Here is a 22,656-nt window from a genome sequence, read left to right as displayed (position 1 = left end):
TCACGCGGGCCAACCCGAGCCCCCGCCCCCGATCCTGGAGCGCGATGCCCGACAGCCAGCCGCAGCCCCATCCGCCGTCGAACTCCTCGGGATCCTCGGGCCAGTCCGACCCGGCCGCCCTGCTGCTCTGCGGGGCGCGGCTCACCGACGGCCGGACGGTGGACGTACGGCTGGGCGGCGGGCGCATCGAGGCGGTGGGCACGGCCGGCAGTCTGGCGCCGGGACCCGCCCGGACGGGCGCCACGCGCGTGGACCTGAACGGCTACCTGCTCCTGCCGGCCCCGGCCGAACCGCACGCCCACGGCGACACCGCGCTGTCCGCCGAGCACCCCGGCCCGGCGTCGTACGCCCCCGAGGACGTCCAGCGCCGGGCGACGGAGGCGGCCTTGCTGCAGCTCGGCCACGGGGCGACGGCGGCACGCACGCACGTGCGCGTGGGCGACGTACAAGGGCTCGGCGCGCTGGGCGCGGTCCTGCAGGCGCGGCGCTCGCTGCGGGGGCTCGCCGAGCTGACGACGGTCGCGATGCCACGGCTGCTGACCGGTGTGGCCGGGGCCGACGGGCTGGCGATGCTGCGCGACGCGGTCAAGATGGGCGCCTCCGTGGTGGGCGGCTGCCCCGACCTGGACCCCGATCCCACAGGCTATGTGGAGGCGGTCCTGGAGGTGGCCTCCGAGCACGGCTGCCCGGTGGACCTGCACACGGACGCCTCCGACCCGGCCCGGTTGTCCCGGCTCGCGGCCATGGCCGGGGGCCTGCGCCCCGGCGTGACGATCGGGCCGTGCGCCGGTCTCGCACGCTTCCCCATCGAGGCGGCCTCCCGTGCCGCCGACCAGCTCGCGGCGGCCGGTGTGACGGTCGTGTGCCTGCCTCAGGGCGGCTGCTGCGGAACCGACCGCCGGGGCACCGCTCCGGTACGGCTGCTGCGCGCGGCCGGGGTGCGCGTGTCGGCCGGCAGCGGCGCCCTGCGCGACGCCTCCAACCCGGTCGGTCGCGGCGACCCCCTGGAGGCGGCCTATCTCCTCGCCTCCGCCCACGGCCTGCGCCCGGAGGACGCCTACGACACGGTGAGCGCATCGGCCCGCGCGGTGCTGGGCCTGCCGGAGGTACGCGTGGAGGCCGGCTTTCCCGCGGACCTCCTCGCCGTACGCGGCAACCGCCTGGCCGGCGCCCTGTCCCTGGCCTACAGCCGGATCGTGGTCCACCGGGGCCGGGTGGTGGCGCGCACGAGCGCGGTGCGCGAGTACTGCAACTCGGCGGCCACGGTGGAACTCGGATTGCCGCGGCAGGGGCGGGGCGAGCTGTCGTGAGGGAGCGCGGTCCGGAGCGTGGTCTGGAGCGCGGTCTGGAGCGCGACCCGAGGGGAGCGCGCGGGTGGGTGTGAGCGCCGGGCATGCGCTCGGGCGCGCCCGGCGCGGGCCGGAGGGCGTGAGCCGGTACGGGCCGGAGGGCGTGAGCCGGTACGGGCCGGAGGGCGTGAGCCGGTACGGGCCGGAGGGCGTGAGCCGGTACGGGCCGGAGGGCGTGAGCCCGGCGCGGTGCTGCCACGCCGGTTAACCCGTGCGGCGGATGCGCCTCTTCCGGCGTACGGTCGGAATCATGCGCATTGTCATCGCTGGTGGTCATGGACAGATCGCGCTGCGGCTGGAGCGCCTGCTCTCCGCGCGCGGAGACGAGGTCGCGGGGATCATCCGCAAGTCCGAACAGGGCGACGATCTACGCGCGGCCGGCGCCGAACCGGTGCTGCTCGACCTGGAGTCCGCCTTGGTGGAGGAGGTCGCGGCGCATCTGCAGGGCGCCGACGCGGCGGTCTTCGCGGCCGGCGCGGGCCCGGGCAGCGGGGCGGCCCGCAAGGAGACAGTGGACAGGGGCGCGGCGGTGCTGTTCGCGGACGCGGCCGTACGCGCGCGTGTGCGCCGTTTCCTGGTCGTTTCCTCGATGGGCGCGGATCCCGCGCACCGGGGCGACGATGTCTTCGACGCGTACCTGCGCGCCAAGGGCGAGGCGGACGCGTACGTCACCCGCCAGGAGGCCCTGGACTGGACGATCCTGCGCCCCGGCTCGCTGACGGACGACGCCGGCACCGGCATGGTCCGGCTGGAGGCGCACACCGGGCGCGGCGCGATCCCCCGGGACGATGTGGCGGCCGTGCTCGCGGAGTTGGTGGACACCCCGGCGACGACCGGCCTGACGCTGGAGCTGATCAGCGGATCGACACCGGTGTCGGTGGCGGTGAAGTCGGTGGCCGGGAACTGAGGCCGGCCACCGGCCGTTGAACGGACAGACCCCGCCACCGAGCCCTCAGCACCGCCGGCCTGTCGCCCCGTCAGGTCCCCCTACAGCCACGCCCCACACACGCAAGCCCCCTCCGCACACGCAAGCCCCTCCACCTCTTCGCGAACTCAGAACAGAGGCAGCTGCCCGGGAAACTCCGGTACGGCGTATCCGTCCAACGCCGACTGGACCGCCCCGAGTTGGGCCTGCTGCCGCGATCCGGCGCAGGAGACGAGTTCCCCGTTCTCCCGCGCCCCGGGCGGGTCGTGCCGCGCGTAACGGCCCGCGACGACGGCGATGTCGCGATGGCACACAGGACAGGTTCTGCGTCGGGAGGACATGCCGTCAGTGTGCCCGCACCGGCGCGGACGCGACACCGCTGTCAGGTGCGGGTCTCGACCTCCCACCGATCGGGGCCCACTCCGCGCCAGTCGATCAGCGGCGAGTCGGCCACCTGCTCCGGCTCGATCTCCAGTCCCGCGCGGCGCAGGAACTCCACGAGGTCCCCCACGTTGTGCGCCAGGCCCAGAATCTCGCCGTCCACGCGGACCCGGCGGCCGCCGGTCGGGGACGGCAGGTGCACGATGATGGGTCGTTTCCCGGCCATGGCTCCAGCATCGTCCGGACCGCCCGGGCCCGCACCCGGACCGGTCATTCCAGTATTCCCAGCACCCTGTCGGGGCGGCACAGCGGGCATGCGGGAACCTCTCCTTCGGTGAGTGCGCGGACCACCTGCTCCCGGCCGACCGCCTTGGCGCGTCCGCCGGCGCTCGCACAGCCGCCGACGTGGACGTACACCGCCGTGCGGCCGTTCAGTCCGCGCTCGATCAGCCAGTCCGGAGCGGCCTGCCGGACGGCGAGTCGGCGCTGCCGTTCGGCCTCCCGGCGCTCTTCGTCCGCGATCCACCGGTCCATCAGGGCGAGCTGCCGCGCGGCCTGATGTTCGACGACGCGGCGGGCGAAGCGCAGCATGTCGAGACGCGTCAGCGGACGGTCATCGTTCACACGTTCGATTCTAGTGAAGAGATCCGGAAGTGCGACCAGCGGGATACGGCTGAACAGGATTCGCGCGAAACGGCTTCCCCACCGCTGAGACGCGGGTCACACCCCTTCCTGTCACAGCGCACGGGGCCGGTCTGTCCAAGAGGGCGTACGCAGAGGGCGTACACACCGGCAACCGCCCAGGAGTACACCGTGGAAGCTCGTCTGAACGTCATGGCCGCCCCGGTCGCGGCCAAGGTCATGAAGCACATCATCGCCGCGGGCATGGCGCTCTCGGAGTCGACCGTGCCGGCCTCGACGCGCGAACTGATGATGCTCCGCGCGAGCCAGATCAACGGCTGCGCCGGATGCATCGACATGCACACCAAGGAGGCCGCCGCGGCCGGCGAGACCGCCGTACGCCTCCATCTGGTCGCCGCCTGGCGGGAGGCCAAGGTCTTCACCGACGCCGAGCGCGCCGCGCTGGAGCTGACGGAGCAGGGCACCCGCATCGCGGACGCGGCCGGCGGCGTCCCGGACGAGGTCTGGGCGAACGCGGCCAAGTACTACGACGAGGACCAGCTCGCCGACCTGGTGGCCCAGATCGCCGTCATCAACGCCTTCAACCGCGGAAACGTCCTCACCCAGCAGCCCGCCGGCGACTACGAGGCGGGCATGGCCGCCAAGTTCCACTGACGGCAATGACAAGGGCCCCGCGACCTGCTCTCGCAGATCACGGGGCTCTCGTTCCCGTGCGGCCGCGCCGGGATTCGAGCCCGGGAAGGCTGAGCCGGCAGATCTACAGTCCACTCAAGATCAAGACACTGCCTCGCGGACCGGGATCCGGCGAACCGGGTGCTCATCCTGTTCACCACCTCGCTCCCGGTCGGCTCGATCCACCTCCCGCACGCCCGTACACCGAGTCCGCGCAGGCGGGCCGCCCGCTCAGCGCCCGTGCGGTGGGCGAGGCATTCGGCATGAGCGAGTCCTGGGGACGCCGGCAGATCCTCGCCGTCCGCGACGACGAGCCCTCCCGCCTCGTCCTGCGAGCCGTCGACACCGCGGCCGTCTGGCAGCCGGCATCCCCGTCTACCGGTGGCACCTGGCTCCCGAGCGGCTGGCCGCAGTCCGACGACTGCGCCCTCGGGTTACGGCCCGGTGGGCGGGATGTGGCAGCCCGGTCGGAGCGTCCGCGGCGTCGCCGCGGACCGCTGGTCGCCTGCCTTTACTCGATCGAGCAGCCAAAGCCCGTCCGGCCGACGAGGCCCGCCAAATGGGCGACCCCGGCCGAAGCCAACACCGCCCGCCGCAGGTACCCGGAGTGTGGTCGGGATGCCGAATGCGTCATCCCGACCTCGCGCGGCATGTGCGTGCCGTGCGCCCATCCCGAAGAACAGCGCGTCACCTGAACACCGCCCGCCCTGAAGGGACTTCCGAGGGAAGACCACGCGTCACCGCACTCTTGTCGCCTCCGACCTGCCGGCCGGGATGCCCATGCTCGCCCCCACCGGCCGCCGCCGCTGCCTCCACTTCGCCCGGCACTGACCCTTCACCCACGTGATCACCGGCGCGTTCGCGCGCCTGCAAACCCCTGCCGAACTCCGGCTGGCCAGCCGAAACGCTCTGCCTCTACGACCGGCAAGCCGAAGCGGCTTTACCAGACAAACTGACGGACCGTCATGAAAATTGGCGGCTAATTACTTTATCGCGAGGCCTCCAGAGGCGCCATCGGCGCTGAGCCACGTGTTGCAGGCATGTCAGCGTCTGGCCTAACTCCGCAGGTCGAACCGTTATCGCACGCAGTTCGCGCGGAAAGCGTGATGAGGCTGGATGCGGATCAACGTTTGCATTCTCGAACCGATCGGACAGTTCCCTCGGCTATGCGAGGAGAGAGGACACAAAATGTTTCCGAAGCGCAAGGCGACGCGCAATTGGCGCCAAGACGAGGGCGCTCCCTCGCGTCGCCCCAGCCTGGGTGCGAAGGCGGCGGCCGTGATCGTGCTCGGCAGCGGGGTAGGTCTCTGGTCAGTGCCCATGGCGCACGCCGCAGATCATGATTCGCTCAAGACCTTCCGCTCAAGCGGTACCTTCGCCGCCCCCAAGGATGACGCAGACGTCGACGCTGCCGACGAACGCGCCAACGCCAAGGAAGACGCGAACGACGACGCTACCCACGACCGCGCGAAGGCCAAGGAAGGCGCGAACCACGAGCGCGCGAACGCCAAGGAAGACGAGGACGACGACCGCGCGAACGCCAAGGAAGACGAGGACGACGACGCTACCCACGACCGCGCGAAGGCCAAGGAAGGCGCGAACCACGAGCGCGCGAACGCCAAGGAAGACGAGGACGACGACCGCGCGAACGCCAAGGAAGACGAGGACGACGACGCCACCCACGACTGGGGGAAGGCCAAGGACGACGCGGACGACGAGTCTACTCACGACTGGGCGGACTTCGACGAGGACGGCTTCCATATCACCGTCATCGTCAACAACAACAATAACAACAACAACGCCGGCAACCCGAACAACAACAACAATAACAACAACAATCTCGGTCGCACCAAGACCACCTGATTTCACGGTCTGGGTGGATGGGAAAGCCATCCACCCAGACTGCCGAGTGGCCGCCCGTCCCGATTTTCACGACTCCAGGGTCGGGAATATGAGTCAGCCAGGGCGTTGAGTTCCGGGCCGGGAAATGCGCGGAGCCGCGAACCCCTCTTGACCACCACCCTGGCCGCCCTCGTCGACGGGGTCTGCCGAAGACGGCAGGTGGAAGAGGACTTCCAGCCGGCCAAGGGCGTCTACGGCTCGCCACTGCCGTCCTGGCCGTCACCCGCGCCCGCGTCACGACGGCCGACCCTGTCGGCGAGCTCGTCCCCGGCAGCAGCAGCGCACTCCTCCGGCTCTTGAAGATCACTGTCGTGCCCGTCCCCGACACGACCGCGGCCACTTCAAGGCCCCGCCGCACACATACGACAAGGGCCCCGTGTGGCGGCGCCAGGATTCGAACCTGGGAAGGCTGAGCCGGCAGATTTACAGACTCCGGTGAACGATCACGCACAACGGGACGTCTGTGCAGGTCAGTTGCCCTGATCGTCGGACTCGGACGCGGCGCCCTTCTCTTCGTGCAACGTCCCTCTCATGATCGGCATTGAGCTCTTGTGCGATCTCCGCGTCCTGACCATCCCGTGACCGGCGTAGTGACGCGTGGTCAGGCTCGCGTTGGCGTGGCCCAGCCGCTTGGCCGCAGCCATGACGCCGTGCCGATCGGCCACCCGGGAAGCGTGCGTCGCTCGGAGGTCCTGCGGGGTGACGTCCTTCAGGCCTGGCACCGGGATGGAGGGGGCGCCGTCGCCGACCGTGGGTCCGTCGTGGCGGATGGAGCTGGGGAGAGTGGTGGTGGAGGTGGTCGGGAAGCGGCGGACTGGCTAGATGATCTGCGAACCGGGTTGACCCTCCAGCAGTGTCTCCACTGTCAGGGTCCCCGCCGATGTAGCGATCAGCCATTCCCCGAGGGTGATGCCCGCGGGCCAGAGCTCTCCCTCGTGGTTGCACCACATGGGACCCGCAGGATCACGGAAGTCGACCAGCGACCAGATGGTGCAGCCCCAGTCGTAGATCAGCACCAAACCGACAGGGATACGGCCGGACGGATCCGGACCGTCCTGGTACAGCTCGGCGATGTCACAGAAGTTGCCCTGGGGACGCCCGCCGCTCACGCCCAGGATCCCCTCACCGGGGCCGAAGCCTCCGTTGGCCACTTCGGTGTACAGACGCCGCAGGAGCGGAGGCACCGGGAATCCGATGACTCGTTCCGCCTCGGCAACAGCCTCCGGTGATGCAAGCGGGGGCAAGGGACGCGCCTGAGCCACGGTCCGCAGCGCCTCCAGAATCTCGTCATCAGTCACCGGCGCAGCCTCTCAATTCGGAGCCGTGGAAGCCATGCCTTGCAAGATCCGGAGTCGAACGCTGGGAGAGGGCCCGACCGTGCCCCCTGCGTGCCCGATGAGCGGGTATCGCGCGGGGAACAGCGGGGAGACACGGCAACCACCCCAGAACCGCGCAGGTCAGCGTCTCGCCAGGTCATCGCCCCTCCGCATACGCGATTGCTCCAAGACCCGGACAGCTGCGCTTGACTGGGTCATTGAGAACCCCGCCGAGGCTGCCGCGATACCCATCGTGGCAATGGGCTCAGTGGCCGTCCGTCTCGGGCCAGTACCAAGACTCGTCGTCCTTCAGCGCGAGGTCGCCCGGGATGCCGTGCTCAAGCTTCCCTTCGAGCCACATGCTCAGCCATTCACGGAGCATCAGGTCGCACTTGTGTCGCTCTCCCTGGTCCCACCACCACATCTGCCCTTCCGGGTGGCGGCAGTCGAGCATGGTCCACATGGCACAGCCGTGGTCGCAGAACATCAGCACCCCGTGAGGCGGAGAAGGTGGTGCTTGCTCTTCTGGATACGGATTGGGCTCGTCGTACTGGAGATAGATCTCCAGCATCCCTGGCCCGTCGCTCGTGTATCCGTTGCGGAGGCCTTCGATACCGCCGAAGGGACCGAATCCGCCGTTGGCCACCTCGGTGTAGAGGCGGCGGAGCAGAGGCGGGAGTGGGTAACCGATGATGCGCTCTGCCTCCGCCAGCGCCTCCGCAGATGCGGGTGCCGGCGTGAGCAGACTGTCGTGCAGGTCCGTTGGGCGTCCTGCCTGAACGCGGGCCTTGACAGCCGCCAGCACCTCGTCGTCGGTCACGCTGTTGATGGTCGCAGATGCCTGTGCAGTGCAGCAGCGAAGTACAGCGACCATGCCGACCGGGGCCAACCGCACACGCCCCCAGTAGCCAGTCTGACCAGCCCACCAGACCTCAGCGACTTCCGTGCCCATAGTTCGCATCGAGGGGCGCGCCGCGACACCGCACGGTCCTTGGGGCCTGGTAGCCAGTGATCAAGGTCACGACACGTGCCACGACCGTGCCAGAACGGGCGGGGAACACCGGGGAACGACGGGGACTGACGTGAGCCGACAACGAGAACGGCCCCCGACCAAACTCACTGGTCAGGGGTCGATCTCACTTGCGTGGCGGCGCCAGGATTCGAACCTGGGAAGGCTGAGCCGGCAGATTTACAGTCTGCTCCCTTTGGCCGCTCGGGCACACCGCCTGGGTTGGCCACCAGATCGAACCGCTTTTCGGCGGTGCCCCCTGGCGACGACGTAAACAATACCCGATACACGGGGGTGCTTCGCCACCTGGTTGATCTCCACCCCTCGGCTCGTGGGGTGACTAGGCTGGTGCGGATGCGGCCCGGCATGACGCCGGGCCCGGCGGCCGCCGCCGCGCACGCCGGCACGCACCCGATACGCACCCCGATACAAGGAGCCACAGGACATGGCCGACTCCAGTTTCGACATCGTCTCGAAGGTCGAGCGGCAGGAGGTCGACAACGCCCTCAACCAGGCCGCCAAGGAGATCTCGCAGCGCTACGACTTCAAGGGCGTGGGCGCCTCGATCTCGTGGTCCGGTGACAAGATCCTCATGGAGGCGAACTCCGAGGACCGGGTGAAGGCTGTCCTCGACGTCTTCCAGTCCAAGCTGATCAAGCGCGGCATCTCGCTGAAGGCGCTGGACGCGGGCGAGCCCCAGCTGTCCGGCAAGGAGTACAAGATCTTCGCGTCGATCCAGGAGGGCATCTCCCAGGAGAACGCCAAGAAAGTGGCGAAGATCATCCGCGACGAGGGCCCGAAGGGCGTGAAGGCCCAGGTCCAGGGCGACGAACTGCGCGTCACCTCCAAGAGCCGGGACGACCTGCAGGCCGTGATCGCGCTGCTGAAGGGCAAGGACTTCGACTTCGCCCTGCAGTTCGTGAACTACCGGTAGGAGACCGGCAGGACATCGGGAGAGACCGGCTGGGCACCGGTGGGAACCGGCAGCACGCCGATAGGGATCGGCAACACACCAGCCGGACATCCGTGACAGCACGGAAGGGCGGGCGCCCCCGAGCGGTGCCCGCCCTTCCGTGCTGTCGTAGCACACGTTCGCTGCCTGTTGACCGTGCGTTCGTGGTCTGGTCACGAGAGAGACGCCGGTGGTCCACCTCCCGGTTCCGGCAGTCAGTAGGGTGCGGCACATGACAACCTCCGGCACCGGGCTGCGCCGCACCCTCGGCGTACGGGACGCCGTGATCGTCGGCCTCGGCTCGATGGTCGGGGCCGGCGTGTTCTCGGCCCTGGGGCCCGCCGCGCGCGCGGCGGGCACGGGACTGCTGCCCGGGCTGGCGCTCGCGGCCGTGGTGGCCTACTGCAACGCCATGTCCTCCGCCCGGCTCGCCGCCCGCTATCCGGCCTCCGGCGGGACGTACGTGTACGGACGGGAGCGGCTGGGCCCCTTCTGGGGCTATCTCGCGGGCTGGGCCTTCGTGGTCGGCAAGACGGCGTCCTGTGCGGCCATGGCGCTCACCGTGGGCGCGTACGTCTGGCCGGGGCAGGCGCACGCGGTGGCGGTCGCGGCCGTGGTGGCCCTGACGGCCGTGAACTACGGCGGGATCCAGAAGTCGGCGTGGCTGACGCGCGTGATCGTGGCGGTGGTGCTGGCCGTGCTCGCGGCCGTGGTGGTCGTGTGCCTGGTCTCCGGACAGAGCGACGCCGGGCGGCTGGACATCGGGCTGTCGTCGGGCGCGGGCGGGGTGCTCCAGGCGGCGGGGCTGCTGTTCTTCGCGTTCGCCGGGTACGCGCGGATCGCGACCCTCGGGGAGGAGGTACGGGACCCGGCGCGCACGATTCCGCGTGCGATCCCGCTGGCCCTGGGGATCGCACTTGTGGTGTACGCGTGCGTGGCCGTCGCGGTGCTCGCCGTCCTCGGTACGGACCGGCTCGGGCACGCGGCGGCGCCGCTGGCCGACGCGGTACGGGCGGCCGGCGTGCCGGGGTTCGCGCCAGTGGTGCGGGTCGGGGCCGCGGTGGCGGCGCTGGGCTCGCTGCTCGCGCTGATCCTCGGCGTGTCCCGTACGAGCCTCGCCATGGCCCGGGACGGGCATCTGCCGAGGGCGCTGGCGGCCGTGCACCCGCGTTTCCAGGTGCCGCACCGGGCGGAGCTGGCCGTGGGCGTGGTGGTCGCCGTACTGGCCGCGGCGGTCGATGTGCGCGGCGCGATCGGCTTCTCCTCCTTCGGCGTGCTCGCCTACTACGCCGTCGCCAATGCCTCCGCATGGACCCTGGGTCCGGCCCCGTCGGCCCGCGTGGTGCCCGTGGTGGGCCTGCTGGGCTGCGCCGCGCTGGCGTTCGCACTGCCCGCCGGCTCGGTGGCCGTGGGGGCGGGCGTGCTCGCGGTGGGCGTGGCGGCCTACGGCGTACGACTGCGGGCGCGACGGCGCACCGAGTGACGCCGAGAGTGATGCCGCGCCGGATCGTCTCCGGACGTTCCCGATCACGCCACAAGGACGCTGCGGTTCTGCCTGAAGGCCCGGCACGCTGATACTTGTGGCAGCAGGCATGCCGGCGGAGCGACCCGGAGAGGTACCGACCATGAAGCTGTTCAACCTGCTGCTCAACATCCTGTGGCTCGTCTTCTGCGGCTTCTGGATGGCGATCGCTTATCTCATCGCCGCCCTGATCTGCTTCGTCCTGATCGTCACCATCCCGTTCGGCATCGCGTCGCTGCGCATCGCCGGCTTCGTCCTGTGGCCGTTCGGCCGGACCACCGTGGACCGGCCGGACGCGGGGGCGGGTTCCTTCATCGGCAACGTGATCTGGGTGATCTTCGCGGGCTGGTGGCTGGCGTTGGGGCACCTCATCACGAGCATCCCCCTGTTCCTGTCGATCATCGGGATCCCCTTCGGCTGGGCGAACCTCAAGCTCATCCCGATCTCCCTCATGCCGCTCGGGCGTGAGGTGGTGCCGTCGGACCAGGGTTTCGCCGGGCGCTGATCTCGCGCGCCGGGCGCGATCTTCCGCGTCGGCCGCCGGTCTCCCGCGTCGGCCGCCGGTCACGGCGGGAGCAGCGTGCCCAGCGGCCCGAGGTCGATGTTGAGGTCGGCCATGGTGAGGCCGTAGCTGTCGCACAGTTCGGCCATCCGGTCGTGCAGGAGGACGGCGGACTCACCTGTGGCGGCCTGCCATTTGTTCCAGCCGGGCGATGCGGTCCGCCATCGGCGGGTGCGTGGAGAACATCTTGGTCAGGCCCTGGCCCGAGCGGAACGGGTTCGCGATCATCATGTGGCTGGCGGTCTCGATCCGCGGCTCGGGGGGCAGCGGGAGCTGCTGGGTGCCGGTCTCCAGCTTGCGCAGGGCACTGGCGAGGGCCAGCGGATCGCCGGTGAGCTGGGCGCCGGAGGCATCCGCCTCGTACTCGCGGGAGCGGCTGATGGCCAGCTGGATCAGGCTGGCGGCGAGCGGGCCGAGGATCATGATCAGAAGCAGGCCGAGCAGGCCGGGGCCGTCGTCGTCGTCCGAGCGGCCGACCGGGATCAGCCAGGCGAAGTTCACCAGGAACATGATCACCGAGGCGAGCGCGCCGGCGACCGAGGAGATGAGGATGTCCCGGTTGTAGACGTGGCTGAGCTCATGGCCGATGACGCCCCGCAGCTCACGCTCGTCCAGCAGGCGCAGGATGCCCTCGGTGCAGCACACGGCCGCGTTGCGCGGATTGCGGCCCGTGGCGAAGGCGTTGGGGGCCTCCGTGGGCGAGATGTACAGGCGCGGCATGGGCTGGCGGGCCTGCGTGGACAGCTCGCGGACCATGCGGTACAGCGCGGGGGCCTCGAACTCGCTGACCGGGCGGGCGCGCATCGCGCGCAGGGCCAGCTTGTCGCTGTTCCAGTACGCGTACGCGTTCGTGCCCAGGGCCACCAGGACCGCGACGATCAGACCGGTGCGGCCGAAGAGGCTGCCGATGACGATGATGAGTGCGGACAGTCCCCCGAGGAGTACTGCGGTCCTGAGCCCGTTGTGCCGGCGGTGCACCGTGCGCCCTCCAAGTCGTGCAGCTGGGGAACACTTTGGTCCAGTGGACCCTCCCGCTTGTGACAACGCCAGGCGGCTGCTGCGAGTTCCCTGGTGGGTGCGGCTGCGCGCCAGGGCCGTGCGGGTGATGGGCGCATACGGCCACGCACGCGTGGAGGGCACGGGTGCCCACGCGCGCGTGGCCGAGCCTTCAGAACAGGCCGGTGGCCGCGAAGCGGAGGACCAGCTGGGGTGCTCCGGACAGGGCGACGCCGAGTACACCGGTGAGGGCGAGGGCGGCCGTGAGCGGGGCCGGCACGTGGTGCCGGGCGGGTTCGCCCTCGGGGGCGCGGAACAGCAGGGCCGTCCACTGCAGGTAGTAGAAGAGGGCGATCACCACGTTGACGGCCATGACGACGGCGAGCCAGCCGAGGCCCGCGTCGACGGCCGACGAGAACACGGTGACCTTGGCGAACAGGCCGATCACGCCCGGCGGCAGCCCGGCCAGGCACAGCAGGAAGAACGCCAGCAGGAGCGCGGTGAGCGGGTTGCTGGCGTACAGACCCCGGTAGTCGGCGATCCGGTTCACGGCCCGGCTACGGCCCACCACGGCGGCCACCGCGAACGCGCCGAGGTTCACGGCGCCGTACATCAGCGCGTAGGCCACCGTGGAGCCGATCGCCTTCTGCGGGTCCTTGGCGTAGCCGGCGGCGGCGATCGGCACCAGCAGGTAGCCGGCCTGACCGACGGAGGACCAGGCGAGCAGCCGTACGGCGCTGTACGCGCGCGTGGCCTGCTGGCGCAGGGCGCCGACGTTGCCGACGGTCATGGTGAGCGCGGCCAGGGCGGCGAGCGCGGGGCCCCAGACGTCGGCGTACGACGGGAGCGCGACGACGGTGACGAGGATCAGGCCGGAGAAGCCGACCGCCTTGCCGACGACCGACAGGTAGGCGGCGACGGGCAGCGGTGCGCCGACGTAGGTGTCGGGCACCCAGAAGTGGAAGGGGACGGCGGCCGTCTTGAAGGCGAAGCCGATCAGGGTGAGGACGACACCCGCCTGGGCGAGCGTGTGCAGCTGTCCGCCGACGTGGGGCAGGCGCTGGGCGACCTGGGTGAGGTAGAGAGTGCCGGTGGAGGCGTAGACGAAGCTGATGCCCATCAGGCTGACCGCGGTGGCCGTCACCGAGGAGAGGAAGAACTTCAGGGCGGCCTCGGAGGACCGCTCGTCGCCGTGCCGGATGCCGACGAGGGCGAACGCGGGCAGGGAGGCGACCTCCAGGGCCACGATCAGCGTGGCCAGGTCGCGGGAGGCGGGCAGCAGGGCGGCGCCGGCCGCGGAGGACAGCAGCAGGAACCAGAACTCGCCCGGCGGGACGCGCCGCTGGTCGTCGCTGAGATTCGTGACGGACAGCAGGGCCGCGAGCAGGGCGCCGCCGAGGACCAGGAACTGGATGACCAGCGTGAAGTGGTCGGCGGTGTAGCTGCACGCGCGCGTACCGGCGCCGGTGAGGCAGAAGGTGCTGCGGTCGCCGTCCAGGAGGGGCAGCAGCATCAGCGCGGCCACGGCCAGTCCGGCGACCGAGACCCAGCCGAGGACGGGCTTGCGGGCCTCGGGCAGGAACAGGTCGGCGACCAGGACGACGAGTCCCACCGCGGCGGCGATGGCGGGCGGGGCGACGGCCAGCCAGTCGACGGACTGGACCAGCGACTCGGCGAGGGGCTGGGCGCTCATCGGGTGCCTCCTGCGAGGAGCTGGTGCACGGCCGGGTCGGTCAGGCCGAGCAGGGCCCTCGGCCACAGTCCGGCGGCGACGGTGAGGGCGACGAGCGGGGTCCAGGCGGCGAACTCGTAGCCGCGTACGTCGGCGAGCTTCGGGACTTCCTGTTCGACGCCGCCCATGCAGACGCGGCGGACCACGATCAGCATGTACGCGGCCGTCAGCAGCGTGCCGAACGCGCCGATCGCCATGAAGGTGAGGAAGGCCGGCCGGCTGAGGTCGGCGGCGGGCTTGAACGCGCCGAACAGGGCCAGCATCTCGCCCCAGAACCCGGCGAGCCCGGGCAGCCCGAGCGAGGCGACGGCGCCGAACGCGAGGAGGCCGCCGAGGCGCGGGGCCTTGCCGTACAGCGCGGCGCCGGTCTCCTCGGCGAGGGTGTCCAGGTCGGTCGTGCCCGTGCGGTCCTTCAGCGCGCCGACCAGGAAGAAGAGGAGGCCGGTGATGAGGCCGTGGGCGATGTTGGCGAACAGGGCGCCGTTGACACCGGTCGGGGTCATGGTGGCGACGCCCAGCAGCACGAAGCCCATGTGGCCGACGGAGGAGTAGGCGATCAGCCGCTTGAGATCGCCCTTCGCGCCCCGCTTGGCCAGCGCCAGACAGGCCAGGGACCCGTAGATGATCCCGACGACGGCGAACGCGGCGATGTACGGCGCGAAGGTGTGGAAGCCGTGCGGCGCCACCGGCAGCAGGATCCGGACGAACCCGTACGTACCCATCTTCAGCAGGACACCGGCCAGCAGCACCGAGCCGACGGTCGGCGCCGCGGTGTGGGCGTCCGGCAGCCAGCTGTGGAACGGCCACATCGGCGACTTCACCGCCAGCCCGATCCCGATCGCCAGAACGGCGATGACCTGCACGGATGCGGTCAGCGACCGGCCGTTGTCAGTGGCGAGTGCCACCATGTCGAACGTGCCCGCCTTGATGCCGATCAGGAGCAGGCCGAGCAGCATGACCACGGAGCCGAGCAGCGTGAACAGGATGAACTTCCACGCGGCCCGGGCCCGGCCCTCGCCACCCCAGCGGGCGATGAGGAAGTACATCGGGATGAGCACCATCTCGAACGCGAGGAAGAACAGCAGCAGATCGAGGACGGCGAAGGTCGCGAGGGTGCCGGACTCCAGCAGGAGCAGCAGCGCGACGAACGCCTTCGGGGAGCCGCCCGCGGGCGGCTTGAAGTAGGAGTACAGCGCGCACAGGAAGGTCAGCAGCGCGGTCAGGACGACGAGGGGGAGGGAGATGCCGTCGATGCCGAGGTGGATCCGCACGTCGAGCGCGGGGATCCAGCTGATGTCCGTCGTGGCCTGCATCTTCGACGGGTGGTCGTGGTCGAAGCCGAGCGCGAGGACGATCGCGGCGATGAGGATCGCGCCGGTCACGGTCACGCCGTGCCGCAGCACGGCCTGCGCGGGCGACTTCCCCTTCAGCCCGGGCGGGGCCGGGAGGAGGGCGGCGACGGCGCCGAGGAGCGGGCCGACGACGACGAATGCCAGAAGGAACTGCATCACGGACTCGTTGATATCGATCACGCCTGCTCACGCTCCCGTGGCGACGAGGACGACGGCGACCGCCAGGAGGACGGTGCCGGCGAGCAGCGCGCTCACATAGGTCTGCACATTGCCGGTCTGCGCCCGCCGTACGGCGGCCCCGAGCAGCCGGGGAAGGGCGGCCGCGCCCTGTACGTAGGTCTCGACGACCTCGCGGTCGAGGAACCGGACGAGGCTCGCTCCGGCCTGGACCGGAAGGACGAACAGTGCCGCGTACACGGCGTCCAGGTGAAAGCCGGCGGCCGCGTGGCGGCGCAGCGGGCCGAGCAGCAGCCGCGCCGGGTCCGCCGGGTCGGGCGCGTAGGCGATGTCGCCGTAGGCCGGCTCGTGGGTGGCGATGGCCTCGGCCTCGACCAGCCCGGCGTCCTCCTCCGGATGGGCGGCGACCGCGCCCAGCGGGACCCGGGCGGCCAGCTGGGTGGTGCGCTGCCAGGCGCCGTAGGTCAGCAGCCCGCCGACCACGGCGAGGCCTGTGCCCAGGATGGAGGTGAGCAGGGTCGGGGTCAGGTCGCGGCCGTCGAACCAGCGGGGCAGGACGCGGTAGGCGAGCCCTCCGAAGGCGAGGGACGGCACGGCGAGGACCCACAGCACCACGGTCATCGTCAGCGGCTGGCGGCCGTGGTCGGGGGCCTCGGCGCCCCGGCCGCGGAAGGCCAGCAGCCACAGCCGCGCCGCGTAGGCGGCGGTGAGCAGGGCGGTGAGCAGACCGGCGACGAGGACGATCCAGCCGGCGGCGCAGGGGGCGTGGTCCGGATGGCCGTCGACCACGTGCTCGGCGGCGCCGAGGACGGACTCCTTGGAGAAGAAGCCGCTGAACGGCGGGACCGCGGCGAGTGCGAGGAGCGCCACGGTCATCGTCCAGTAGGCGTCCGGAACACGGTCGCGCAGGTGACTCATCCGGGACATGGCGGCCAGTGAGTTGGTGCCGGAGGCGTGGATGATCACGCCGGCCGCGAGGAACAGCAGCGCCTTGAAGGCGCCGTGGGACAGGAGGTGGAAGACGGCGGCACCGCGGTCGCCGACGGCGAGGGCACCGGTCATGTAGCCGAGCTGGCCGATCGTCGAGTAGGCGAGGACGCGCTTGATGTCGTCCTGGGCGAGCGCGGCGAGACCGGAGCCCACCATCGTGACGGCGGCCATGACGGCCAGCACGGTCATCGCGGCCCGGGAGGCCTCGAACACCGGGAGGAGACGGGCGACGAAGTAGACACCGGCGGCGACCATCGTCGCGGCGTGGATCAGCGCGGAGACGGGTGTGGGGCCGGCCATCGCGTCCGGGAGCCAGGTGTGCAGCGGGAACTGTGCCGACTTGCCCGCGACGCCCGCGAGGAGCAGCAGGGCGATCACCGTCGGATGGTGCAGGTTGCCGCTCGCGACGGCGCCGAGGACGCGGGTGATGCGGAAGGACCCGGCGTCGGTGGCGAGGGCGAACAGGCCGATGAGGAACGGCACGTCGCCGAGCTTGGTGACCAGGAAGGCCTTCAGGGAGGCGGCGCGGGCCTCGGGCGTCTCCCAGTAGTGGCCCACCAGGAAGTAGGAGCAGATGCCCATGACTTCCCAGCCGACCAGCAGCACGATCAGGTCGCCGGAGTAGACGACCAGAAGCATCGCGGAGGTGAACAGGGAGACGAGGGCGGCGTACGAGGGGTAGCGCGGGTCGTCGCGCAGATAGCCCGTCGAGTAGATCTGCACGCAGGCCGCGACGAACGCGACCAGGATCGCGACGAGCGCGGCGAAGCCGTCGATGTGCAGCGCCAGCTCGATGGGGACCGAGCCGGTGGGCGTCAGCTCGGTGTGGGCGTCGATGGCCTGACCGCCGCCCTGGCGTGCGGCGACCAGCGCCGCCAGGACGAGCGAGGCCAGCGGCGGCAGCACGGCGAGCGGGCGGATGAACCCGGGCGCGGTGCGGCCGAACAGAAGTCCTGCCGCGGCGCCGAGGAACGGCAGCAGGGGGACGAGGGCGGCGAGGGTGGTCGTGGTCACGCGGTGGCCTCAGCCTTCTCGGCCGCGGAGGAGCCCGGTCCCTCGGTGCCGGGGCCCTCGGCGGTGTCGCGGAGCTTGTCGATGTCGGAGGTGCCGCGGTTGCGGTAGACGGCGAGCACGATCGCCAGGCCGATGCCGATCTCGGCGGCGGCGATGGTGACGGTGAACAGGGTCAGCGCCTGGCCGGAGTGCAGGGTGTCCTTCGCGGCCCGGCTGAGCCAGACGTCGAAGGCGACGAGGTTGAGATTGACGGCGTTGAGCATCAGCTCGACGGACATCAGGACCAGGATCGCGTTGCGGCGGGCGAGGACGCCATACAGGCCGGTGCAGAACAGGAGGGCGGAGAGTACGGCCGGGTAGGCGAGGTGCATCAGCGGGCGCCTTCCTGCTCGACCGGGTGAATTCCGGAATCCGTGACGGAGGGGGAACTCTCCGTGACTCCCCGGGAGTTCACAGGGGGAGGGTTCGACTCCGCCTTCGCCTTGCGGGACAGGACGATCGCGCCGACCAGGGCCGCGAGGAGCAGGACGGACAGGGCCTCGAAGGGCAGCACCCAGTTGCGGAACAGGCTCTCGCCGGTGACCCGGGTGGAGCCGGCGGCCGGGCCGTTCAGGTCGATCCAGGTGGTGCGGAAGGCGTCGACGACGACCCAGACCAGGGCGACGGCGGCGGCGACCGCGACGGTCAGGGCGGCCCAGCGGTTGCCGGAGTCGGCGTCCGGGGAGCGGCCGATGGGGGCCTTGGTGAGCATCAGACCGAACAACAGGAGGACGACGACGGAACCGACGTAGATCAGGACCTGCACCCAGGCGATGAACTCGGCCGTGAGCAGCAGGTACTCCACGGCGAGACCACCGAGCGCGACCACCAGCCACAGGGCGGCGTGCACCAGCTGGCGGGTGGTGACGGTGACGAGCGCGGCGCCGAAGGTGACCAGGCCGACGAGGAGGAAGGCGACCTCGACGCCGGTCGGGGACAGGAAGCCGTGTGAGGCCGCGGCGAAGTGCATGCCGGTACGACCCGCGGCCGGGCTCAGGGTCGAGGCGAGGGTCACGACGCGCCCTCCCCCGGTTCGGCCTGCGTGGCCGCCAGCTTCTCGGCGGTCTTGCGGGCGGCGGCGACCTCCTTCGGCTCCTCGGCGGCGGGGTCGAGGGCCGGCGGGGCCGGGACGGTCCACATCCACTCGCGGAGCTTGTCCCGCTCATGGGTGAGGTCACGGATGTCGGTCTCGGCGTACTCGAACTCCGGGGACCAGAACAGGGCGTCGAAAGGACACACCTCGATGCAGATACCGCAGTACATGCACAGGGAGAAGTCGATGGCGAACCGGTCGAGGACGTTGCGGCTGCGTTCGCGGCCGCCCGGGGCGGCGGGCGGGACGGTCTCCTTGTGGGAGTCGATGTAGATGCACCAGTCGGGGCACTCACGGGCGCAGAGCATGCAGACCGTGCAGTTCTCCTCGAACAGGCCGATCACGCCACGCGTGCGGGGCGGCAGTTCGGGCTGGGCGTCCGGGTACTGCTCGGTGACCGTCTTCCTGGTCATCGTGCGGAGGGTGACGGCCAGGCCCTTGGCGAGGCCGGAGCCGGGAATGGGGGCCATCAGGAGATCACCACCTTGACGATGCCGGTGAGGGCGATCTGGGCGAGGGAGAGGGGGACGAGGAGGGTCCAGGACAGCTTCTGGAGCTGGTCCTCGCGCAGCCGCGGGTAGGTGACGCGGAGCCAGATGACGAGGAAGGCGAGGATCGCGGTCTTCAGCAGGGTCCACAGCCAGCCCAGGCCGTCGTGGCCCCACGGGCCGTGCCAGCCGCCCAGGAAGAGGACGGTGGTCAGGCCGCACAGGACGACGATCCCGGCGTACTCGGCGAGGAGGAAGAGTGCGAACCGCAGACCGGTGTACTCGGTGTACGCGCCGAAGATGATCTCCGAGTCGGCGACAGGCATGTCGAACGGCGGGCGCTGCAGCTCGGCGAGTCCGGCGACGAAGAAGACGACCGCGCCGACGATCTGCCAGGGCACCCACCACCAGTGGAAGGCGTGCAGGATGCCGGGCAGGGAGACCGTGCCCGCCGCCATCGCGACCGAGGCGGCGGCGAGCAGCATCGGCAGTTCGTAGGCGAGCAGCTGGGCGGCCGTGCGCAGACCGCCGAGCAGGGAGAACTTGTTCGCGCTGGCCCAGCCGGCCATGAGCGAGCCGAGTACGCCGACGCCCATCACGGCGAGCACGAAGAACACACCGGCGTCGAGGACTTGGCCGACGGCGCCGTTGCTCGGGCCGATCGGGATGGCGAGCAGCACGAGGAGGTACGGCAGCAGGGCGACGGCGGGGGCGAGCTGGAAGACGCGCCGGTCGGCGCCGGCCGGGACCACGTCCTCCTTCTGTGCGAACTTCACGCCGTCCGCGATGAGCTGAGCCCAGCCGTGGAAGCCACCGGCGTACATCGGGCCGAGCCGGCCCTGCATGTGCGCCATCACCTTGTGCTCGGTCTGGCCGACGATCAGCGGGAAGGTGAGGAAGACGACGAACACGACCACGAGTCGCAGGGCGACGTCCAACGCGCCGTTCACTGCGGGCCTCCTTGGGTGGTGTCGTCGTTGGGCTCGGGTTCGGCCTCGGGGTTGTCGGGGGTGGCGGGCTCGTCGTCGGTGGGGAGGCCGTTACCGGTGCCGGCGGGCCGTTCGGATTGCTGCTCGGCCTGTACGGCTTCGGTGGGGGCCTGCCCAGGCTTCGCAGACGCCCGCTCAGGTTCCGTCGAGGCCTGCTCGGGCTCCGCAGGGGTCCGCCCCGGTTCCTCCGGCGCCTGTTCGGGGGCCGCCGGGGCCTGTTCGGGCTCCTCGAAGGCCGGGCGGGCGTGGTGCCATGGGGCGTCCGAGCTGCGCGGGGTCGTGCTCCGGCGGGCGGGACGGGCGGCGCCTTCCGGTGCCGTCGGCTCATCCGTGGCCGGTGCCTCCGGTTCAGGAGCCCGGGGTCGCTGTGAGGCCGAGCCTTCCGAGGCGCTGCGGGCGCGACGCGGACGGGCCGGGGCAGGGCCGGGCTCATGGGCCACGGAGGCCTCGGTGGCCGGGCCCTCCGCTGCCGCATCCGCCGCGGTCTGGGTCGCGTCGCCCTCGGCCGCCGCCTGCTTGAGCCCGGCCGCGTCCTGGGGCGCCCGCGTCTGGCTCACCGAGCCCTCGCCGGCACTCCGCATCCGGCGCGGCCGCGCACCGGCAGCGCCCACAGCCCCGCCGGCCCCTGCAGCCCCGCCGGTCCCTGTAGTTCCTGCTCCGGCAGCCCCGCTCGCCCCGCCGGCCGCAGCAGCCTCGTCCGTCGGCTCGGGCGGGGCGGCCTGCGCGGTCTGGCCGACCGCACCCTCCGCCGCTGTGCGGGTGCGTCGTACCGGGCGGTCTCCGGCCGCGGCCGCGCGAGCCGCCGGGCGTTCGCCCGCCGCTCGGCCCGCGCCGCGCGCCGGGCGGGCCGGGGCAGGGGGCAGCTGACCCTTCAGGGGGCCCCACTCGTTGGGGTCGGGCACGCCCGGGGGGAGCATCTGGCGGCGCTTGGGGCCGCCGTGCTCGGATTCGCCGGGCTCCTTGGCGCCGGGCCAGGCCTTGGCGACACGCGCGGCGAGGACGAAGTCCTTGCGCAGCGGGTGGCCCTCGAAGGTCTCCGGGAGGAGCAGGTGCTCCAGGCCCGGGTGACCTTCGAACACCACGCCGAACATCTCGTGGGTCTCGCGCTCGTGCCAGGCCGCGCCCGCGTAGACCCCCACGGCGGAGGGCAGCGCCGGCGCCTCGTGCGGGACGGTCGTGCGGACGAGGAGGCGGCGGACCGGGCCCAGCGCGACGACATGGGCGGAGACGCGGAAGCCCGTGCCCGGTTCGTCGACCGCGCTCAGCCAGTCGAAGTAGCTGCAACCCAGGGTCGTACGGGCCGTCTCCAGGGCGGTGAGCCAGGAGGACGGCGGCACGTCCACGGTCAGGAGGTCGTAGGACTCCTCGGCCGTGGCGTCCGTACCGAAGAGGTCCTCGACCGGGGCGGGCAGCCAGCCGACCGTGCTCATCGGGCATCCCCCTCACCGGCGGGGGCGGGTGGCTTCACCAGGTCGCTGGTCAGGGCGGCCGCCGACGGCCGGGAGTGGCCGTACCGCTCCCTCAGGGACTCGCGGGCGATCTTCTCCTGGAGCTTGAGGATGCCCTGGAGCAGCGCCTCCGGGCGCGGCGGGCAGCCGGGGACGTAGACGTCGACCGGGATGATCTGGTCGACGCCCTTCGTCACCGAGTACGAGTCCCAGTAGGGGCCGCCGCAGTTGGAGCAGGCGCCGAAGGAGATGACGTACTTCGGCTCGGGCATCTGCTCGTACAGACGCTTGACGGCCGGGGCCATCTTGTCCGTGACCGTGCCCGACACCACCATCAGGTCGGCCTGGCGCGGGCCCGGGGCGAACGGGATCACGCCGAGGCGGATGAAGTCGTGGCGGGCCATCGACGCGGCGATGAACTCGATCGCACAGCAGGCGAGGCCGAAGTTGAAGACCCAGAGCGAGTACCGGCGGCCCCAGTTCAGGACCACCTTCATCGGCTCGGGGGCCAGGCGGGCGAGTGCGCCCAGCCGCTTCGGCTCCGGGAGCGACACAGGGGTGGGGGTCACGTCCATGTCAGGACGCCCTTCTTGTATGCGTACAGCAGGCCCACGGCGAGGAAGCCGAGGAAGACGAACATCTCCACGAGCGTCGTCGCGCCGTAGCCGGGGGCGGCGAAGACCGTCGCCCAGGGGAACAGGAAGATCGAGTCGACGGCGAAGATGACGTACAGGAAGGCGTAGACGTAGTAGCGGACCTGGGTGTGGGCCCAGCCCTCGCCGACGGGGTCGACGCCGCACTCGTAGGTCAGCAGTTTCTCGGGGGTCGGCACGACCGGGCGCAGCAGGCGGCCCGCGCCGAAGGCGACCGCGACGAACAGCACGCCGATCAGCGCGAGCAGGCCCACGACCGAGTAGGACCGGAAGTAGCCGGCCGCGATGACGTTCGCCGCGGCGGCCGTCGAGTCCCCCAACGTCTCCCGCACCGTCCGACCTCGCTCCCTGACATCATTCGACGATCTGTACGCACGGGAGTCTAGGCCCTGATAAAGAGCCAGTAAGCAGCCCGTCACGCCGTGGGACAGATGGCGGCGACGGCCGACGTGT

Annotated in this window: 24 protein-coding genes, 1 tRNA gene and 2 pseudogenes; 9 read left to right on the top strand and 18 right to left on the bottom strand. The window is 71.1% G+C overall.

The annotated features are described in order from the left end of the window. Positions 1 to 44 precede the first annotated feature (44 nt). Positions 45 to 1,310, top strand: a complete 1,266-nt coding sequence (locus ACZ5NH_RS23975) for an amidohydrolase family protein (protein ID WP_468777950.1) — start codon at positions 45 to 47, stop codon at positions 1,308 to 1,310. A gap of 289 nt (positions 1,311 to 1,599) precedes the next feature. Further along, positions 1,600 to 2,256, top strand: a complete 657-nt coding sequence (locus tag ACZ5NH_RS23970) for an SDR family oxidoreductase (protein ID WP_468777948.1) — start codon at positions 1,600 to 1,602, stop codon at positions 2,254 to 2,256. 146 nt (positions 2,257 to 2,402) lie between these two features. On the opposite strand, the gene ACZ5NH_RS23965 is transcribed toward ACZ5NH_RS23970, so the two are convergent. The 3 genes from ACZ5NH_RS23965 to ACZ5NH_RS23955 are packed head-to-tail and all read right to left on the bottom strand — an operon-like array spanning position 2,403 to position 3,279. After that, positions 2,403 to 2,615, bottom strand: coding sequence for a hypothetical protein (locus ACZ5NH_RS23965; protein ID WP_388619540.1), 213 nt, complete (start codon positions 2,613 to 2,615; stop codon positions 2,403 to 2,405). A 41-nt stretch (positions 2,616 to 2,656) separates the two neighbouring features. Beyond that, a complete protein-coding gene (locus ACZ5NH_RS23960; RefSeq protein WP_388619537.1) occupies positions 2,657 to 2,881 on the bottom strand; it encodes a hypothetical protein in 225 nt (74 codons plus the stop codon). 44 nt (positions 2,882 to 2,925) lie between these two features. Beyond that, on the bottom strand, positions 2,926 to 3,279 hold the full coding sequence (locus ACZ5NH_RS23955; RefSeq protein WP_468777946.1) for a DUF6233 domain-containing protein: 354 nt from the start codon (positions 3,277 to 3,279) through the stop codon (positions 2,926 to 2,928). 189 nt (positions 3,280 to 3,468) lie between these two features. Between ACZ5NH_RS23955 and ACZ5NH_RS23950 the strand changes: the two genes are divergently transcribed. The 4 genes and pseudogenes from ACZ5NH_RS23950 to ACZ5NH_RS23935 all read left to right on the top strand — a co-directional run bounded on the left by ACZ5NH_RS23950 (position 3,469) and on the right by ACZ5NH_RS23935 (position 6,171). Then, a complete protein-coding gene (locus ACZ5NH_RS23950; protein WP_388619532.1) occupies positions 3,469 to 3,951 on the top strand; it encodes a carboxymuconolactone decarboxylase family protein in 483 nt (160 codons plus the stop codon). A 373-nt stretch (positions 3,952 to 4,324) separates the two neighbouring features. Continuing rightward, positions 4,325 to 4,664, top strand: a pseudogene (locus tag ACZ5NH_RS23945) (RRQRL motif-containing zinc-binding protein). 493 nt (positions 4,665 to 5,157) lie between these two features. Further along, on the top strand, positions 5,158 to 5,832 hold the full coding sequence (locus tag ACZ5NH_RS23940) for a hypothetical protein (protein WP_468777944.1): 675 nt from the start codon (positions 5,158 to 5,160) through the stop codon (positions 5,830 to 5,832). Between the two features lie 147 nt (positions 5,833 to 5,979). After that, a complete protein-coding gene (locus ACZ5NH_RS23935) occupies positions 5,980 to 6,171 on the top strand; it encodes a hypothetical protein (RefSeq protein WP_468777942.1) in 192 nt (63 codons plus the stop codon). Positions 6,172 to 6,689: 518 nt separating this feature from the next. On the opposite strand, the gene ACZ5NH_RS23930 is transcribed toward ACZ5NH_RS23935, so the two are convergent. The 3 genes from ACZ5NH_RS23930 to ACZ5NH_RS23920 all read right to left on the bottom strand — a co-directional run bounded on the left by ACZ5NH_RS23930 (position 6,690) and on the right by ACZ5NH_RS23920 (position 8,414). Continuing rightward, positions 6,690 to 7,169 carry an SMI1/KNR4 family protein gene (locus tag ACZ5NH_RS23930; protein WP_468777941.1) on the bottom strand — a complete coding sequence of 160 codons (480 nt, stop codon included), beginning with the start codon at positions 7,167 to 7,169 and terminating at the stop codon, positions 6,690 to 6,692. A 283-nt stretch (positions 7,170 to 7,452) separates the two neighbouring features. Next, complete coding sequence (locus ACZ5NH_RS23925) at positions 7,453 to 8,007, bottom strand: SMI1/KNR4 family protein (RefSeq protein WP_468777939.1); 555 nt, start codon at positions 8,005 to 8,007, stop codon at positions 7,453 to 7,455. 325 nt (positions 8,008 to 8,332) lie between these two features. Continuing rightward, positions 8,333 to 8,414 (bottom strand) — tRNA-Tyr (locus tag ACZ5NH_RS23920). Positions 8,415 to 8,641: 227 nt separating this feature from the next. On the opposite strand from ACZ5NH_RS23920, the gene ACZ5NH_RS23915 reads away from it, so the two are divergent. From ACZ5NH_RS23915 to ACZ5NH_RS23905, 3 genes are all read left to right on the top strand, one after another. Continuing rightward, positions 8,642 to 9,130: a YajQ family cyclic di-GMP-binding protein gene (locus ACZ5NH_RS23915; protein WP_218514922.1), complete on the top strand. Its 489-nt coding sequence runs from the start codon at positions 8,642 to 8,644 to the stop codon at positions 9,128 to 9,130. 250 nt (positions 9,131 to 9,380) lie between these two features. Next, positions 9,381 to 10,631, top strand: a complete 1,251-nt coding sequence (locus tag ACZ5NH_RS23910; RefSeq protein ID WP_468777938.1) for an APC family permease — start codon at positions 9,381 to 9,383, stop codon at positions 10,629 to 10,631. Positions 10,632 to 10,773: 142 nt separating this feature from the next. Beyond that, complete coding sequence (locus tag ACZ5NH_RS23905) at positions 10,774 to 11,175, top strand: YccF domain-containing protein (RefSeq protein ID WP_468777936.1); 402 nt, start codon at positions 10,774 to 10,776, stop codon at positions 11,173 to 11,175. Positions 11,176 to 11,234: 59 nt separating this feature from the next. Here ACZ5NH_RS23905 and gvpK read toward each other — a convergent pair. The 12 genes and pseudogenes from gvpK to ACZ5NH_RS23845 all read right to left on the bottom strand — a co-directional run. Then, positions 11,235 to 11,336, bottom strand: a pseudogene (gene gvpK, locus ACZ5NH_RS23900) (gas vesicle protein GvpK); the annotation flags it as partial. A 10-nt stretch (positions 11,337 to 11,346) separates the two neighbouring features. After that, on the bottom strand, positions 11,347 to 12,210 hold the full coding sequence (gene htpX / locus ACZ5NH_RS23895) for a zinc metalloprotease HtpX (RefSeq protein WP_450982761.1): 864 nt from the start codon (positions 12,208 to 12,210) through the stop codon (positions 11,347 to 11,349). Between the two features lie 190 nt (positions 12,211 to 12,400). Then, a complete protein-coding gene (locus ACZ5NH_RS23890) occupies positions 12,401 to 13,921 on the bottom strand; it encodes an NADH-quinone oxidoreductase subunit N (RefSeq protein WP_468777934.1) in 1,521 nt (506 codons plus the stop codon). Further along, a complete protein-coding gene (locus ACZ5NH_RS23885; RefSeq protein WP_468777933.1) occupies positions 13,918 to 15,492 on the bottom strand; it encodes an NADH-quinone oxidoreductase subunit M in 1,575 nt (524 codons plus the stop codon). Before ACZ5NH_RS23885 ends, ACZ5NH_RS23890 begins: the two co-directional genes overlap by 4 nt. Positions 15,493 to 15,498: 6 nt before the next feature. Further along, entirely contained in the window at positions 15,499 to 17,493 is a 1,995-nt protein-coding gene (locus ACZ5NH_RS23880) for an NADH-quinone oxidoreductase subunit 5 family protein (protein ID WP_468777931.1), read from the bottom strand. Further along, the gene (nuoK, locus tag ACZ5NH_RS23875) at positions 17,490 to 17,864 is read right to left on the bottom strand and encodes an NADH-quinone oxidoreductase subunit NuoK (protein WP_365722952.1); all 375 of its coding nucleotides are present in this window, start codon (positions 17,862 to 17,864) and stop codon (positions 17,490 to 17,492) included. Before nuoK ends, ACZ5NH_RS23880 begins: the two co-directional genes overlap by 4 nt. Next, complete coding sequence (locus tag ACZ5NH_RS23870; protein WP_388621015.1) at positions 17,864 to 18,502, bottom strand: NADH-quinone oxidoreductase subunit J family protein; 639 nt, start codon at positions 18,500 to 18,502, stop codon at positions 17,864 to 17,866. The genes nuoK and ACZ5NH_RS23870 overlap by 1 nt, the downstream gene beginning before the upstream one ends. A gap of 41 nt (positions 18,503 to 18,543) precedes the next feature. Next, on the bottom strand, positions 18,544 to 19,095 hold the full coding sequence (locus tag ACZ5NH_RS23865; RefSeq protein ID WP_468777929.1) for a NuoI/complex I 23 kDa subunit family protein: 552 nt from the start codon (positions 19,093 to 19,095) through the stop codon (positions 18,544 to 18,546). After that, a complete protein-coding gene (locus tag ACZ5NH_RS23860) occupies positions 19,095 to 20,063 on the bottom strand; it encodes a complex I subunit 1/NuoH family protein (RefSeq protein ID WP_451552437.1) in 969 nt (322 codons plus the stop codon). Before ACZ5NH_RS23860 ends, ACZ5NH_RS23865 begins: the two co-directional genes overlap by 1 nt. Then, a complete protein-coding gene (locus ACZ5NH_RS23855) occupies positions 20,060 to 21,532 on the bottom strand; it encodes an NADH-quinone oxidoreductase subunit C (protein ID WP_468777928.1) in 1,473 nt (490 codons plus the stop codon). Before ACZ5NH_RS23855 ends, ACZ5NH_RS23860 begins: the two co-directional genes overlap by 4 nt. Then, positions 21,529 to 22,125 carry an NADH-quinone oxidoreductase subunit B gene (locus tag ACZ5NH_RS23850; RefSeq protein ID WP_468777927.1) on the bottom strand — a complete coding sequence of 199 codons (597 nt, stop codon included), beginning with the start codon at positions 22,123 to 22,125 and terminating at the stop codon, positions 21,529 to 21,531. The genes ACZ5NH_RS23855 and ACZ5NH_RS23850 overlap by 4 nt, the downstream gene beginning before the upstream one ends. Continuing rightward, positions 22,116 to 22,535 carry an NADH-quinone oxidoreductase subunit A gene (locus ACZ5NH_RS23845; protein ID WP_468777925.1) on the bottom strand — a complete coding sequence of 140 codons (420 nt, stop codon included), beginning with the start codon at positions 22,533 to 22,535 and terminating at the stop codon, positions 22,116 to 22,118. The genes ACZ5NH_RS23850 and ACZ5NH_RS23845 overlap by 10 nt, the downstream gene beginning before the upstream one ends. Between the last annotated feature and the right edge of the window lie 121 nt (positions 22,536 to 22,656).

It is taken from the genome of Streptomyces sp. NPDC031426 (genome assembly GCF_055581585.1).
The sequence above is the reverse complement of the archived record's forward strand: the minus strand, read 5'-3'. Positions and strand labels throughout refer to the sequence as shown.